The sequence below is a fragment of the Natronomonas gomsonensis genome, assembly GCF_013391635.1.
In the GTDB taxonomy this organism is placed as follows: domain Archaea; phylum Halobacteriota; class Halobacteria; order Halobacteriales; family Haloarculaceae; genus Natronomonas; species Natronomonas gomsonensis_A.
This window is the reverse complement of sequence record NZ_JACAWU010000002.1, coordinates 1,678,421-1,692,948: the sequence shown is the minus strand read 5'-3', so window position 1 is coordinate 1,692,948 and position 14,528 is coordinate 1,678,421. Positions and strand designations below refer to the sequence as shown.

Annotated in this window: 15 protein-coding genes; 11 read left to right on the top strand and 4 right to left on the bottom strand. The window is 64.4% G+C overall.

All coding sequences use genetic code 11. The annotated features are described in order from the left end of the window. Nucleotides 1–17 precede the first annotated feature (17 nt). The 3 genes from HWX69_RS17330 to HWX69_RS17320 all read right to left on the bottom strand — a co-directional run bounded on the left by HWX69_RS17330 (nt 18) and on the right by HWX69_RS17320 (nt 3,066). Nucleotides 18–986 carry an electron transfer flavoprotein subunit alpha/FixB family protein gene (locus HWX69_RS17330; RefSeq protein ID WP_178918276.1) on the bottom strand — a complete coding sequence of 323 codons (969 nt, stop codon included), beginning with the start codon at nt 984–986 and terminating at the stop codon, nt 18–20. Next, a complete protein-coding gene (locus HWX69_RS17325; RefSeq protein ID WP_178918275.1) occupies nt 983–1,777 on the bottom strand; it encodes an electron transfer flavoprotein subunit beta/FixA family protein in 795 nt (264 codons plus the stop codon). Before HWX69_RS17325 ends, HWX69_RS17330 begins: the two co-directional genes overlap by 4 nt. Before the next feature lie 116 nt (nt 1,778–1,893). Then, the gene (locus HWX69_RS17320; protein ID WP_178918274.1) at nt 1,894–3,066 is read right to left on the bottom strand and encodes a helix-turn-helix transcriptional regulator; all 1,173 of its coding nucleotides are present in this window, start codon (nt 3,064–3,066) and stop codon (nt 1,894–1,896) included. 153 nt (nt 3,067–3,219) lie between these two features. On the opposite strand from HWX69_RS17320, the gene HWX69_RS17315 reads away from it, so the two are divergent. Both HWX69_RS17315 and HWX69_RS17310 read left to right on the top strand, forming a co-directional pair. Next, nucleotides 3,220–4,422: a DUF7096 domain-containing protein gene (locus tag HWX69_RS17315; protein WP_178918273.1), complete on the top strand. Its 1,203-nt coding sequence runs from the start codon at nt 3,220–3,222 to the stop codon at nt 4,420–4,422. Nucleotides 4,423–4,458: 36 nt separating this feature from the next. After that, nucleotides 4,459–4,992 (top strand): type IV pilin domain-containing protein, encoded by a 534-nt coding sequence (locus HWX69_RS17310; protein WP_178918272.1) that lies wholly within the window; start codon nt 4,459–4,461, stop codon nt 4,990–4,992. Here the strand turns inward: HWX69_RS17310 and HWX69_RS17305 are convergent. Further along, a complete protein-coding gene (locus HWX69_RS17305) occupies nt 4,911–5,597 on the bottom strand; it encodes a methyltransferase domain-containing protein (RefSeq protein ID WP_178918271.1) in 687 nt (228 codons plus the stop codon). The two genes, HWX69_RS17310 and HWX69_RS17305, sit on opposite strands and share 82 nt — an antisense overlap. A 153-nt stretch (nt 5,598–5,750) precedes the next feature. Between HWX69_RS17305 and ahaH the strand changes: the two genes are divergently transcribed. The 9 genes from ahaH (at nt 5,751) to HWX69_RS17260 (ending at nt 14,499) form a co-directional block, all read left to right on the top strand. Next, nucleotides 5,751–6,083, top strand: coding sequence for an ATP synthase archaeal subunit H (gene ahaH, locus HWX69_RS17300; RefSeq protein WP_156707808.1), 333 nt, complete (start codon nt 5,751–5,753; stop codon nt 6,081–6,083). Further along, on the top strand, nt 6,070–8,319 hold the full coding sequence (locus HWX69_RS17295) for a V-type ATP synthase subunit I (RefSeq protein WP_178918270.1): 2,250 nt from the start codon (nt 6,070–6,072) through the stop codon (nt 8,317–8,319). Before ahaH ends, HWX69_RS17295 begins: the two co-directional genes overlap by 14 nt. 177 nt (nt 8,320–8,496) lie before the next feature. After that, entirely contained in the window at nt 8,497–8,769 is a 273-nt protein-coding gene (locus tag HWX69_RS17290) for a F0F1 ATP synthase subunit C (protein WP_156707810.1), read from the top strand. Nucleotides 8,770–8,791: 22 nt separating this feature from the next. Next, nucleotides 8,792–9,373: a V-type ATP synthase subunit E gene (locus HWX69_RS17285; RefSeq protein WP_178918269.1), complete on the top strand. Its 582-nt coding sequence runs from the start codon at nt 8,792–8,794 to the stop codon at nt 9,371–9,373. After that, a complete protein-coding gene (locus HWX69_RS17280; protein ID WP_178918268.1) occupies nt 9,370–10,431 on the top strand; it encodes a V-type ATP synthase subunit C in 1,062 nt (353 codons plus the stop codon). The genes HWX69_RS17285 and HWX69_RS17280 overlap by 4 nt, the downstream gene beginning before the upstream one ends. Then, the gene (locus HWX69_RS17275; protein ID WP_178918267.1) at nt 10,428–10,748 is read left to right on the top strand and encodes a V-type ATP synthase subunit F; all 321 of its coding nucleotides are present in this window, start codon (nt 10,428–10,430) and stop codon (nt 10,746–10,748) included. Before HWX69_RS17280 ends, HWX69_RS17275 begins: the two co-directional genes overlap by 4 nt. Before the next feature lies 1 nt (nt 10,749). Beyond that, on the top strand, nt 10,750–12,507 hold the full coding sequence (locus HWX69_RS17270) for an ATP synthase subunit A (protein ID WP_178918266.1): 1,758 nt from the start codon (nt 10,750–10,752) through the stop codon (nt 12,505–12,507). 2 nt (nt 12,508–12,509) lie between these two features. Then, the gene (locus HWX69_RS17265; RefSeq protein WP_178918265.1) at nt 12,510–13,925 is read left to right on the top strand and encodes an ATP synthase subunit B; all 1,416 of its coding nucleotides are present in this window, start codon (nt 12,510–12,512) and stop codon (nt 13,923–13,925) included. Nucleotides 13,926–13,971: 46 nt separating this feature from the next. Beyond that, the gene (locus HWX69_RS17260; protein WP_178918264.1) at nt 13,972–14,499 is read left to right on the top strand and encodes a DUF7504 family protein; all 528 of its coding nucleotides are present in this window, start codon (nt 13,972–13,974) and stop codon (nt 14,497–14,499) included. Nucleotides 14,500–14,528 lie beyond the last annotated feature (29 nt).

Genomic DNA, 14,528 nt, shown 5'->3' with positions numbered 1-14,528 from the left:
GAGGGTCGGAAACCGGCCTACAGGTCGGGCGCTTCGCCGCCGAACTCCTCGATGAGTTCGGGAACGACATCGAAGAGGTCGTCGACGATACCGTAGTCGGCGATGTCGTAGATGGGTGCGTTGGGATCGGTGTTGATGGCGACGATGGTGTCGGCGCCCTTCATGCCGGCGACGTGCTGGACCGCCCCGGAGATGCCGATGGCGATGTACACGTCGGGGGTGACGACCTTCCCGGACTGGCCGACCTGTCGGTTCTTCGGTAGCCAGCCGTTGTCGACGATGGGTCGCGAGGAGGACAGCGTCGCGCCGAGGGTGTCGGCGAGTTCCTCGACGAGCGGGAGGTTCTCCTCCTCGTCGATACCGCGGCCGATGGAGACGAGTACGTCAGCCTCGGTGATGTCGACGTCGCCGCCGCCGACCTCTTCGAAGCCGTTGACAGTCGTCCCGAGGGCGTCCTCGTCGATGTCGACGTCGAAGGACTCGATGGCGGCGTCGCCGGCCTCTTCGGCCTTCGGCCACTCCGCCGGCCGGATGGTCAGCGCGTAGTCGTCGGCGTCGATGTCGTAGGTCGTCTCGACCTTGCCACCGTACTGTTCGCGGGTGACCTCGACGTTGCCGTTCGTCTCGAAGTCGACGACGTCGGTGACGAGCGGAAGGTCGAGTTGCTCGGCGACCGCCGGCGCGTAGTCGAGGCCGTTGACCGAGTTCGGCATCAGAAGCGCCGTCGGCTCGACCTCGGCGGCCAACTGCTCGATGGCCTGGGTGTAGACGCCGTGGTTGAACTCCTCGCCCTCGTCGACGGTGTAGATAGTGTCGACGCCGTCGCGGTTTACGTCCGCGGCGAAGCCCTCGACGTCGCCGCCGATGACGGCGAGTTCGAGGTCGGTGCCGAGGTCGTCTGCCAGTTCGCGGCCGGCCGTGACGAGTTCGTAGGACACGTCACGAACATCGCCGCGGCGGTGTTCGGTAATTGCGAGAACGGTCATCCTTCGACGACCCCCTTGTCGCGGAGGAACGTAGCCAGTTCTCCTGCGGTCTCCTCTGCACTACCCTCCCAGAGCGTGGCGTCGCCCTCGGATTCGGGTTCGTACATCGACGTGCGCTCGACCGGCGATTCGACGACGCTGTCGTCGAGGCCAAGGTCATCGAGCGTGTGAACGTCCAGCGGTTTGCGCTGAGCCTGCCGGATACCGCGGAGGCTCGCGTAGCGTGGTTCGTTGATACCGGTCTGGATGGTCAACACGGACGGGAGTTCGACGTCGGTGAGTTCCTCGATACCGCCTTCGAGTTCGCGGTGGACGGAGGCGACGCCTCCCTCGATGTCGAGGTCGAGGGCGTTGACGACGGCAGCCCACTCGAAGCCGATGCGGTCGGCGAGCGCGACGCCGGTCGCGCCGTTGGCGTCGTCGCCGGCCTGCACGCCGGTGAGGACGAAGTCGGGGTCTTCCTCTTCGACGACGGCGGCGAGGATGTCGGCTTTCGACTCGACGTCGAGGAACTGGGCGTTTTCGAGGGAGTCGTCCCACACGCGGAGCGCGCGGTCTGCGCCTTTCGCCAGCGCCATCCGCACGGTTTCCTCGGCGCGTTCGGGGCCGATGGTGACGGTGACGACCTCCACGTCGTCGTTCTCCTCCGAAATCTGTACGGCTTCCTCAACGGCGTAGTCGTCCCACTCGTTGAGATCATACTCGAGGGAGCCCTCGTCGATGTCGAGTCCCGAAATCTGGAACTCGTCGTCGACCTCGGCCACCTCTTTGACGGTGACGAGTATTTTCATAGCGGCTAGTCACCGGATATGACGACTGTCCGTGGTTAAACGTTTCCGAATCGTACGGCGTTTGTCACAGGTTAAGAATCCGTTGAACAGTGTTTAACCGCCCGACAACGTGGCGGTCACTCTTCGTCGTCGTCGAACTCGCCGAGCTGTTCGTCGGGAAAACTGATGAGGTTTTCCCGGCCGATTCGGAGCTTCTCGATGCGGCCGGCCTCGTCCATCGACGACAGCAGCTGTGACACCTTCGCGTTCGACCAGCCGGTCTCCTTGACGATGTTGGCCTGCTTCATCCGCCCACCGTTCCGTTCGAGCAGTTGTTCGACCCGCTCCTCGTCGGAGAGGAGTTCCGGGTCGGTTGGGGCCTCGGGTTCGTCGCCTTCGTCGGTCGCGGATTCGTCGTCGGTGCTGGCACCGACACCTGCCGTTTCGTCGCTTTCGGTGGCCGTCGACGCCGAGGGGCCGTCGGTCGCTGACGGTGTCGCCTCGACGCCGCCGTCGGTTTCACCGTCCCGACGGTGCCACAGCAGGTACAGTCCCAGCAGCAACGCGGCGGCGCTCAACACCACGGCGCCGACGAGCAGCAGCGTCGAGAGCTGGATTCCGCCCGGTCCTACTGGAGTCTCGGTGTCCGTGCTGCCGGGGCCACCGTTTCCGGGCTCGTAGACGACATCGAAGTACCCCGGTTCGAACGTTTGCGGGCCTTCCCACCGAAGTTCACCGTCTCGCGGGGCAATCGGGGAGGTGCTCGGGCCGCCGTACCCCGGTGGGGATTTCAACACGAGCGTCTGCCCGTCGCTCAGTCCCGGGAGCCACGTCCCGTTTGTGGTGTTGAACGAATCCTGTAGATACAGCGTTCCGCTCTCGTCCTGTCGAGCGAACGATGTCCAAGTGAACGATAGCCGGAACTCACCGCGCTGGCTGACGACTTCTCCGTCTTCGGTTTCGTTGACGATGACTGCGTTCCGGTCGGTGGAGTCCTGCGGAATCCGCATCTCCCGGCCGGTCGCCGCCGACGTCTCTTCGGCGGCGCGTCGGAAGGTCTCGACGCCGAGGTCGAAGTCGCGTTCGCCGCTCTCGAAGGCGTTGGCGAAGGATTGGAACTCCTCTCTGTCCTCTTCGTCCTCCAGCGGAACGACCGCGACGACGGTCCAGCGAGCGTCGCCGTCGTCCTGTAGTTGTGCCTCAAGACGGGTCTCCTCGGTCGTGGCCGGCTGTGCGGCTGCCGGTGTGGCACCGACCACGAGCGCGGTCACGAGGAGGGCACACAGCAGGACGGGAACCCGGCACCGCATATTAGGTTCGATGCACGCCCACGCGGGAAAACGCTTTCCATCACGAGATAAAACGTCTCCGCGGCGGATGAAGCGTTTCGAGGGCTCTGCGCTCCGTACAGCCGACCGTGTCGAGTGGGCTGGATTTTTACTCGCCGGCGACGAGGGTCGACTATGAACGGTTCCCGTGCCGTCGTGTTCGCCCTCCTCTGCTGTCTCGCCTTGGCGTCCGGCGTCGCCGTTCACGCCCAAACGGTGGGTGAGTCGACGATGTCTGTCACCGGCGACAACGGCACCGCGGAGTATCTGGCACCGTCGCCGTCTGCCGTCGATCGAAGCGAGAGTTCGACGGCGACGCTGGACGTTGCAGGTGCGGTCGGCGACAACGCCATCGAACTCCAGACGACCTACCAGCGTGTCAATTTCCAGCGGGCGTATCGGAACGCCGAATCGGACACCGAACGTCGAATGGTCATCCGGAACGCTGCCGAGTGGTATTCGGAGCGGACCGACCGGCTCGAACGACGACAGCGAACCGCGATACGGCAGTACGGTAACGGTGCAATCGACTCCCAGGAGCTGTTCCGAACGCTGGCCGCCGTCGACCGGGGCGCTGCCACGATGGAATCGAACGTCGGCTGGTTCGAAAACAACGCCGACGACCTCGGAATGAGCGGCGTCCAGACGCAACTGAACACCGACCGCGTTCGGCTGCTCACCCTCCAAGGCCCGCTCGGAGGCACCCTCGAGTCGGCGTTCGAAGGCGAGGGGCCCCTCGTCGTTCACACCGAAGTGAGCGACAACGCCACGGTGCTCGCGACGGTCGAGACCGACACGAACGGGGACCAGACGTACGTCCGCGAGGCGCACGACCCCTCGGCGCGGTCCATCGGCGTCCCCGACACCTACGACGGTGACCTCTCGCCGGCACTCGACCGCGTCGAGACGCTGTACCCGTGGGTGACCGACAACGGGTCGCCGACGGTCGATTTCCTCGGGCCCGACCGCGCCCGACTCTACCGCTTCGAGTACGACCACCCACACGGGACCCTTCAGACCTACCTCGACGGCGGTTCGGAAAACATCGTCACGGAAATCCAGCGCAACGACCCCGAAGCGGTGCCGACTGACACCGTCGAAACCGTCGACGGTGACCTCCTGCTTCGGGTCAACACGACCCGCGCCGGCGGCCCGCTCGGCGTGACGGTGCTAAACGAGACCAGCGGTGAACCGGTCGCCGCAACGGTCGAGATGAACGGCAGACAGGTGGGCAACACCGACGGCGGACGGGTCTGGACCGTCGGTCCGCGGGGAACCGTGACGGTCAACGCAACCCGCGACGGCCGGTCGTTGTCCACCACGACGACCCTCGAGTAGCGAACGTTCTTATCGGAAGCCGGAACCACGGACGGTATGTCTGACCGCGCCGTCGCTCCCGTCGTCGGAGTCGTCCTCTTGGTCGCGGTGACCGTCCTCGCGGCGACGGCCGTCGGGACGGCACTCCCCTCGGAACTATCGACGCCCGCCCGAACGGCCGCTTTCGATGTGGAGGCCGACGACACCGGCCGAGTGACCGTCACCCACCTCGGCGGCGACGCCATCGACCCCACGGCGCTTCGGGTCCGGATTCTCGTCGACGGCGAACGGCTCTCCGAACAGCCGCCGGTCCCGTTCTTCTCGGCGCGGGGGTTCGAAAGCGGGCCGACGGGCCCGTTCAACAGCGCCACGCACGGCACGTGGCGTGCCGGCGAATCCGCGGCTCTCCGCGTGGCAGGGACGAATTCGCCGACGTTGGGAGTCGGTGCGACCGTAGAGGTGCGCCTCTACGTCGACGGGACGCGAATCGCCGTCGAGGCAGCGACCGTTCAGGCTGCTTCCACCGGGTCGCTGTCGACGGTCGTCTCCTCTTCGGTTTCGGGGGCGTCCCCGTCGTCCTCGGGGACGTAGGCGACGGTCGTAATCGCCCGCGGGGTGCCCGGTGCGCGCTGTTGGATGTGGTGTTCGAACTCCTCGAAGCCCGCTTCGGCGAACATCCTGTCGGCCTCCGCTTCGTCGTAAAACAGCATGATGACGTCCGCGAGCTTCTGGAACAGTGTCGAGTTTGGGTAGTCCGGGCCGACGACGAGCACCGGTTGGCCGGGTTTGGTGACGCGGCGGGCCTCCCGCAACGCCGCCACGGGGTCGGGCCAGTACTCGATGGAACCGGACGACCAGTAGGCGTCGAAACTGTCGTCGTCGAAGGGGAGTCGTTCGGCGTCGCCGCGGTGGAACTTCACGTCACCACGCTTACCGAACTTCGCGAACGCCTTCTCCAGTTGGTGGGCCGACTGGTCGAGTCCCCACACGTCGTCGGTGTACCCCAGCAGCCCCTCGGTCGCGAAGCCGGTGCCACAGCCAACGTCGAGGACGCGGTCCCCCGCATCGAGGTCGAGCCACTCCAAGGCCTCGTCGCGCATCTCCTCGTTCCAGATGAACGGGTTGATGGTGTCGTACACCTGCGAGAGGTACTTGTAGAAGAGCCGCGCACGCGCTTTGTCTTCGAGGAGTCCCATTGACCGCCTGTTGGGGCGGTTCGGTCATAATTCCCCTGTTTCCGGGTAGTCGTCGCCCGCGAGCGCCCGAAGGTGCACTTGGCATCGAACCGCGCGAAAAGCCGTTTCGCAACTACCAAATAGGCGCTTTCCGAAGCATCCGATGATATAATCATGGCCAGGCCAGAGGTTCTTGACCGAATCAAGGAGGCCGAGCGGGAGGCTGACGAAATCGTCGCCGACGCGAAGGATGCGCGAGAGGAGCGCATCGCCGAGGCGCGCGAGGAAGCCGACCGCATTCGCGAGCAAGCCCGCGAGGACGCCGCCGACCACAAGGAGGCGGAACTCGCCGAGGCGCGTGAGGAAATCGAGGCCGAACGCGAGGAACTCCTCGCCGAAGGCGAGTCCGACCGCGAGGCCCTCGAAGCGCGCGCCGACGAACAGCGCGACGAGGTGGTCGAATACACCGTGGAGTTGTTCACGGAGGCGGTGAATGCTCAGACCTAAGCAGATGAGTCGGGTCTCGGTGACGGGATCCAAGCGCGTGATGGACGACGCCGTCGAGGCCGTCCACGACCTGAACCTGTTGCACGTCACCGAGTACGACGGCGGCTGGGAGGGGTTCGAACCCGGTGACCCAGTCGAGGGCGCCGAAGACGCCGCCGAGAAACTCGTCACCGTCCGCTCGCTGGAGAGTATCCTCGACATCACCGAGGAGGACGCCGGTCGGACGCGAATCATCGAGGACGACGAACTCGACGAGGAACTCGAGGCGACCCGGAATCGGGTCAACGAACTCGACGACCGCCGCTCGGAGTTGGAGGACGAACTGCGGGATATCGACGAGAAAGTCGACGCAGCACGTCCCTTCGCCGAGTTAGGTATCGACCTCGACTTGCTCGCCGGCTACGACTCGCTGACGGCCACCGTCGGCGAGGGCGACACCGAGACCATCCGTCGGACGCTCATCGACGCCGACGAGGTCGACGGCTTCGAACTGTTCGAGGAGAGCGGCTACGTCGCCGTCTTCGTCTATCCCGACGTCGACCTCGAGGACGTGCTGGTCGGCGCAGCGTTCACCCGATACGAGGTGCCGGAGTTGGGCGACGGCGACGAGGCGACGAGTCCCGAGAAGTACATCGACGACCTCGAACACCGTCGGCAGAAGGTCGAGTCGAAGCTCGAAACCGTCGAGAACGAACTCGAAGACACCAAACACGAGGTCGCTGGCTTCCTGCTGGCCGCCGAGGAGAAACTCTCTATCGAGGTCCAAAAGCGGGAGGCCCCGCTGACCTTCGCGACGACGGAGAACGCCTTCGTCGCCGAGGGATGGATTCCGAGCGACCGATACGCCGACCTCGCCGAGACGCTGCAGTCGGCCGTCGGCGACCACGTCGACGTCGAGGAACTCGAACAGGCGAAGTACGACGACGACGGCCACGCCCACGAACGCGAGAGCGTCGGCGGCTCCGGTTCGGCCGGCTCCGAAAGCGGCGAGGCGGTCGCGGCCGACGGCGGCACCGCGATGAGCGGTGGCGAACCGCCGGTCGTCCAGGACAACTCCGGTGCGGTAAAACCGTTCGAGGTGCTCATCGAGGTCATCAACCGACCGAAGTACTCCGAACTCGACCCGACGTTCATCCTGTTCCTGACGTTCCCGCTGTTCTTCGGGTTCATGATCGGTGACCTCGGCTACGGGTTGCTGTACGCCGGGATGGGCTACCTGCTGATGAGCCGGTTCGAATCCGACGCGATTCGCTCGCTCGGTGGCGTCGGCATCTACGCGGGTGTGTTCACGGCCATCTTCGGTATCCTGTACGGGGAGTTCTTCGGACTCCACCAGCTCGGTGGCATCCTCTGGGACGGCCACCCACCGATTCACAAGGGGCTCCAGCCGCACTACATCTACTACGCTTACGCATGGCTGCTGGCCAGCGTCATCGCCGGCGTGTTCCACCTCGTGGTGGGCCGCGTGTTCGACTTCGTCAACAACCTCGAACACGGCTTCGGTGAGGCGTTCATGGAGAGCGGGTCGTGGATTATCCTCACCCTCGGCGTCTGGTGGTGGGTGTTCAGTACGTCCGCGCTCGGCCCGAAGCCGAACTTCATGTTCAGCGTCTTCGCCGCCGAAGGAATGACCAACCCCGCGACGGGCGAGGTCATCACCGAGGGCGTCGCCTTACCGCTCGGGTTCAACGGCTTCGCGCCGATCGAACTCGTGACGCTGCCGGTCGTCGGGACGCTGACGCTGCAGGTCCTCGCCATCCTCGTCGGACTGGCGATGGTGTTGAAAGTCGAGGGCGGTATCGGCCTCGTGGAGTCGATTACCCAGGCGTTCGGGCACGTCGTCTCCTATACGCGTATCGCCGCGGTCCTGCTGGCGAAGGCCGGCATGGCGCTCGCGGTGAACCTGCTCGTCTTCGGTGCGTACCTCCACGATGGTGAGTTCCACCTCATCTTCTTCGCGGAGGCTGCCGAAGTCGCGGAGGCGGAAGCCGCAGGGGAGGTCATCTTCGGTGGGCTCCTCAACGCGGAAGGCGGCGCGATGCTCGTCCTCGGCGTCATCTTCGGTATCGTCGTGCTCGTCCTCGGACACCTGCTCGTGTTGATTCTGGGCATCACGTCCGCGGGCCTGCAGGCGGTCCGTCTCGAGTACGTCGAGTTCTTCGGGAAGTTCTACGAGGGCGGCGGCAAGAAGTACACGCCGTTCGGCTACGACCGGACCTACACGACCGAGGACTGAGGCCTCGGTCGCTGCCGCTGTCGCCGTGCTGAGACATCGCATAGCGTTCAGATTGTGTACTGTTCTCACACGAGAGTGAGGGGCGCTCTCCGTGTCGTTTGGGAAGTTTTATGAACTCACTACGAACATATCCGTCTGTTCGGATAGCAGTCAATCCACCCGACGGAAAATCAAACCATGTTTGAACTTGCTACGGTCCTGGGCAGTGTTGCACCGGTTCTTCAGAGTGGAGCAGAAGCAGGCGGTCCTGCGCTCGACGCGACAGGGGCAGCGGCCCTCGCAGTAGGGCTTGCGGCGCTCGGTGCGGGTATCGCCGAGCGAGGTATCGGCGCGGCGGCGATGGGTGCCATCGCGGAGAACGAGGACCTGTTCGGTCGCGGGCTCATCCTGACGGTGCTGCCCGAGACGCTCGTCATTCTGGCGCTGGTCGTCGTGTTCCTCACGCTGTAAACCGCACCCGATTTTTAAACCAATGAGCCTTGATACGGTCGTAGAGGACATCCGAGACGAAGCCCGCGCGCGTGCGGAGGACATCCGTTCGGAGGGCGAAGAGCGTGCCGAGGAGATCGTCTCCGAGGCAGAGCGCGACGCCGAGGAAATCCGAGAGGAGGCCGAACGCGACGTCGAACGCACTATCGAACAGGAGCGCGAGCAGAAGCTCTCTAGTGCGAAACTCGAGGCCAAACAGAAGCGCCTCGAGGCTCGCCGCGAGGTTCTCGAGGAGGTCCGCGACGACGTAGAAGCACAGATCGCCGCCATCGACGGTGACGAACGCGAAGAACTGACGCGGGCGTTGCTGGACGCCGCGGCCGAGGAGTTCGAGGACGCCGACACCGTCGTTGTCCACGGCCGTGCCGACGACGAGGAACTGCTCGAGACGGTCGTCGAAGACTACGATGGCTTCGGCGTGGGCGAACCGATAGACTGTCTCGGCGGCGTCGTCGTCGATGCCGAGGAGTCCCGCGTTCGCGTGAACAACACGTTCGACTCCGTCCTCGAAGAGGTCTGGGACGACAACCTGCGTGATATCAGCGCACGGCTCTTCGAAGAATGAGCGTCAAAACCGAAGGGAGCTCGAACTACGAATACGTCACGGCACGAGTGCGCGCTCGCCGGGCGAAACTGTTCGGCGACGACGACTACCGGAAACTGGTCCGGATGGGCCCCGGCGAGATAGCCCGCTTCATGGAGGAGACGGAGTACGAAACCGAAATGAACGCCCTCGGTGCACGGCACTCGGGCGTCGACTTGGTCGAGTACGCGCTGAACCGGAACCTCGCGAAGCACTTCGAGGACCTGCTGCGGTGGTCCGAAGGGAGTCTGTACGGCTACATCGCCCGCTATCTCCGGAAGTTCGACGCGTGGAACATCAAGACGGTCATCCGGGGCATCTACACGGACTCCGACCGGAGCGACATCGAGGACGACCTCATTCGCACCGGCGAGTTCTCCGAGCGCCTGCTCGACCGTCTCGTCGACGCATCGAGCATCGAGGAGGCCATCGAACTGCTGGAGACCACCATCTTCGGCGGGCCGCTCGAAGACGCCTACAGCGACTTCGAGCGCGACGGCGTGTTGGTGCCGCTGGAGAACGCGGTCGACCGCGCATTCTACGGGCACCTGCTCGACGACTTGCCGAACGCCGAACCGGATTCCCCGACGGCGTTGGTCCGTGAGTTCCTCGAAGCCGAAATCGACTTCCGGAACCTCCGGAACGGCCTGCGTATCGCACGCAGCGGTGCCGACATCGACCCCGCCGCGTACTTCATCGACGGCGGTCGACTGTTCGACCCCGAGGAACTCCGACAGTTGGCGAGCAACGACGAGGAACTCGTCGCCCGCATCCGGGAGGGTCCCTACGGGGACGACCTCGACGTGGCCCTCGAGGAACTGGAGGACGCCGACAGTCTCATCCAGTTCGAACACGCCCTCGATGCAGCGCTGCTGGAGTACTCCGGGAAACTCTCGAACCGCTACCCGCTGTCGGTGTGTCCGGTGCTCTCGTACATCCTCGCCAAGGAGCGCGAGGTCGAGAACATCCGTGCCGTCGCCCGCGGTCGGGAGGCCGGTCTCTCCGTCGAGGAAATCGAGGAGGAACTGGTGATACAATGAGTCAGGAAATCGCCGTCGTCGGCAGTCCGGACTTCACGACGGGGTTCCGACTGGCCGGCGTTCGTCGCTTCGAGAGCATCACCGACGACGAGAAAGACGAGCGTCTCGACGACGCCGTCGAGGAGGTACTCGACGACGAAGGCGTCGGTATCGTCGTGATGCACGACGAAGACGTTGCGGACCTCTCACGTACAGTTCGACAGCGAGTCGAAACGAGTGTCGAACCGGTCGTCGTCACCTTGGGTGGCGGGACGGGTTCGGGCAATCTGCGTCAGCAGATCAAACGCGCCATCGGCATCGACCTGATGGAAGAATAACATGAGCCAAGCTACTGCAACCGAAACCACGAGTGAGGGCGTCATCGAGAGCGTCAGCGGTCCGGTCGTGACCGCCGTCGACCTCGACGCCCGCATGAACGACGTCGTCTACGTCGGCGAAGAAGGCCTGATGGGCGAGGTCATCGAAATCGAGGGGAACATCACCACCATCCAGGTGTACGAGGAGACCTCCGACGTCGCCCCCGGCGAACCGGTCGCCAACACGGGCGAACCGCTGTCCGTCGACCTCGGACCCGGTATGCTGGACAGCATCTACGACGGTGTCCAGCGTCCGCTGGACGTCCTCGAAGAGCAGATGGGGGCGTTCCTCGACCGCGGTGTCGACGCACCCGGTATCGACCTCGAGAAGACCTGGGAGTTCAACCCCGAAGTCGAGGAGGGTGACGAGGTATCCTCCGGCGACGTCGTCGGTATCGTTCCCGAGACCGAGAGCATCGACCACAAGGTTCTCGTCCCACCGGGCTATGAGGGTGGCGAAGTGACCTCCGTCGAGTCGGGTAACTTCACCGTCGACGAGACGGTCGTCGAACTCGACAACGGCGAGGAGGTTCAGATGCGACAGGAGTGGCCGGTCCGCGAACCGCGCCCCACCGTCGAGAAGGAGACGCCGACGACGCCGCTGGTTTCGGGTCAGCGCGTCCTCGACGGCCTGTTCCCCATCGCGAAGGGTGGGACGGCCGCCATTCCGGGCCCGTTCGGCTCCGGGAAGACGGTCACCCAGCACCAACTCGCCAAGTGGGCCGACGCCGACATCGTCGTCTACGTCGGCTGTGGCGAGCGTGGCAACGAGATGACGGAAGTCATCGAGGACTTCCCGGAACTGGAAGACCCCAAGACCGGCAAGCCGCTCATGTCACGGACGTGTCTCATCGCGAACACGTCCAACATGCCCGTCGCGGCGCGTGAGTCCTGTGTGTACACGGGCATCACCATCGCCGAGTACTACCGCGACATGGGCTACGACGTGGCGCTGATGGCCGACTCCACCTCGCGGTGGGCCGAGGCCATGCGGGAAATCTCCTCGCGACTCGAGGAGATGCCCGGCGAGGAGGGCTACCCTGCCTATCTCGCCGCGCGCCTCTCGGAGTTCTACGAGCGGGCCGGCAAGTTCCAGAACATCAACGGTAGCGAGGGCTCGATTTCGGTCATCGGCGCCGTCTCGCCGCCGGGCGGTGACTTCTCGGAGCCGGTCACCCAGAACACGCTGCGTATCGTGAAGTGCTTCTGGGCGCTGGACGCCGACCTCGCGGAACGTCGGCACTTCCCGTCTATCAACTGGAGTGAGTCCTACTCGCTGTACAAGGATCAACTCGACCCCTGGTGGCGGGAGAACGTCCACGAGGAGTTCCCGGAAGTGCGGCAGTGGGCCGTCGACGTCCTCGACGAGGAGGCCGAACTGCAGGAAATCGTTCAGCTCGTCGGGAAGGACGCCCTGCCGGAAGACCAGCAGCTCACGCTCGAGATCGCCCGTTACATCCGCGAGGGGTGGCTCCAGCAGAACGCCTTCCACGACGTGGACACCTACTGTGAGCCCGAGAAGACCTACCTCATGCTGACCGCGATTCAGCACTTCAGCGAGGAGGCCTTCGACGCGCTGGAAGCCGGCGTTCCCATCGAGGAGATCATCGACGTCGACGCCGTGCCGCAGTTGAACCGCATGAACACTCAAGACGACTTCGAAGTCTACATCAGCGAGCTGAAAGACGATCTCAGCGACCAGCTTCGGGAGAAGTACTGACAATGCAGAAAGAATACAAAACTATCACGGAGATTAGCGGCCCGCTGGTGTTCGCCGAAATCGACGAGCCCGTCGGCTACGACGAAATCGTCGAAATCGAGACGCCGAGCGGTGAGACGCGACGCGGTCAGGTCCTCGAAAGCACCTCCGAATACGTCGCGATTCAGGTGTTCGAGGGTACCTCGGGCATCGACCGCAACTCGTCGGTGCGGTTCCTCGGCGAGACCCTACAGATGCCGCTGACCGAGGAGCTACTCGGTCGCGTGCTGTCGGGCTCCGGCGAACCCATCGACGGCGGTCCGGAAATCGAACCCAACGAGGAACGACCTATCGTCGGCGCCGCAATCAACCCGACGGCTCGAGAGTACCCCGAGGAGTTCATCCAGACAGGTGTCTCCGCCGTCGACGGCATGAACACCTTGGTCCGTGGCCAGAAGCTTCCCATCTTCTCTGGGTCCGGGCTGCCGCACAACGACCTCGCACTCCAGATTGCCCGACAAGCAACCGTCCCCGAAGAGGAGGAGGGCGGCGACGACGACGAGGGCTCGGAGTTCGCAGTCATCTTCGGCGCGATGGGCATCACCGCCGAGGAGGCAAACGAGTTCATGGACGACTTCGAGCGCACGGGCGCACTCGAGCGGTCGGTCGTCTTCATGAACCTCGCGGACGACCCCGCAGTCGAGCGGACGGTCACGCCACGGATGGCGCTGACGACCGCCGAGTATCTCGCCTTCGACAAGGGGTATCACGTGCTCGTCATCCTAACGGACATGACCAACTACTGTGAGGCGCTTCGAGAAATCGGCGCCGCACGTGAGGAGGTTCCGGGCCGTCGTGGCTACCCCGGATACATGTACACGGACCTGGCTCAACTCTACGAGCGTGCTGGCCGAATCGAAGGACGAGAGGGCTCTGTCACCCAGATTCCCATCCTCACGATGCCGGGTGACGACGACACCCACCCGATTCCGGACCTCACCGGGTACATCACCGAAGGCCAGATTTACATCGACCGTGACTTGAACAGTCAGGGTATCGAGCCGCCGGTGAACGTCCTGCCCAGCCTCTCGCGTCTGATGGACGACGGTATCGGCGAGGGCCTCACCCGAGAGGACCACGCCGACGTCTCCGACCAGCTGTATGCCGCCTACGCGGAGGGTGAGGACCTCCGTGACCTCGTGAACATCGTCGGTCGCGAGGCACTCAGCGAGCGTGACAACAAGTACCTCGACTTCGCGGACGCCTTCGAGACGGAGTTCGTCCAGCAGGGGTACGATACGAACCGCGACATCGACGAGACGCTCGACCTCGGCTGGGAGCTCCTCAGCGAACTGCCGAAGGAGGAACTCAACCGTATCGACGAGGAACTCATCGAGAAGTACTACGTCGAAACTGAAGCGGCCCAGACGGCCGACTGATTCCATCAGTCAACGACTTCTTTACAGGGTGGGGTGAATGATCGGTATGTCGGATAGCCTCCTCCAGCGGGTGCCCGAAGACGCCTCGACGGTTCTCGTTCAGTCACCTGCAATAGAGGGGGTCACGCCGGTCTGTACCGGACTGTCGGGGTGGTCCGAGCGCGTTCTGCTCGTCGGGTATGCGGGTTCGAACGTCGAGGCGCTTCGAACGCGGTTGGCCGAAGGCGACGCCGACCCGCCGCCGGTTCGGGAACTCGACGTCGGAACCGATGTCGAGCCGGGTGATTTGACGGGGTTGGGAATCGCCATCGCCGAATCCTTGGGGCCGGACACGGCGGTGTGTTTCGACTCGCTGACGGCGATGCTGCAGTACGCCGACCGCGAGCGGTCGTTTCAGTTCCTCCACGCCCTCGGCGAGCGGTGTGCGGCCGCGGGCGCGACGGCACATTACCATCTCGACCCCGAGGCGGCCGACGAGACGACCCTGTCGGCGCTGTCGACGCTCGTTGACGCGGTCATCGACACCGAGGCGGGGACGGTCTCGGTTCGGCCCGAACTAACTGAAAAAGATTAACCCGGTCGGGACACAAGCCCTCGACAAGA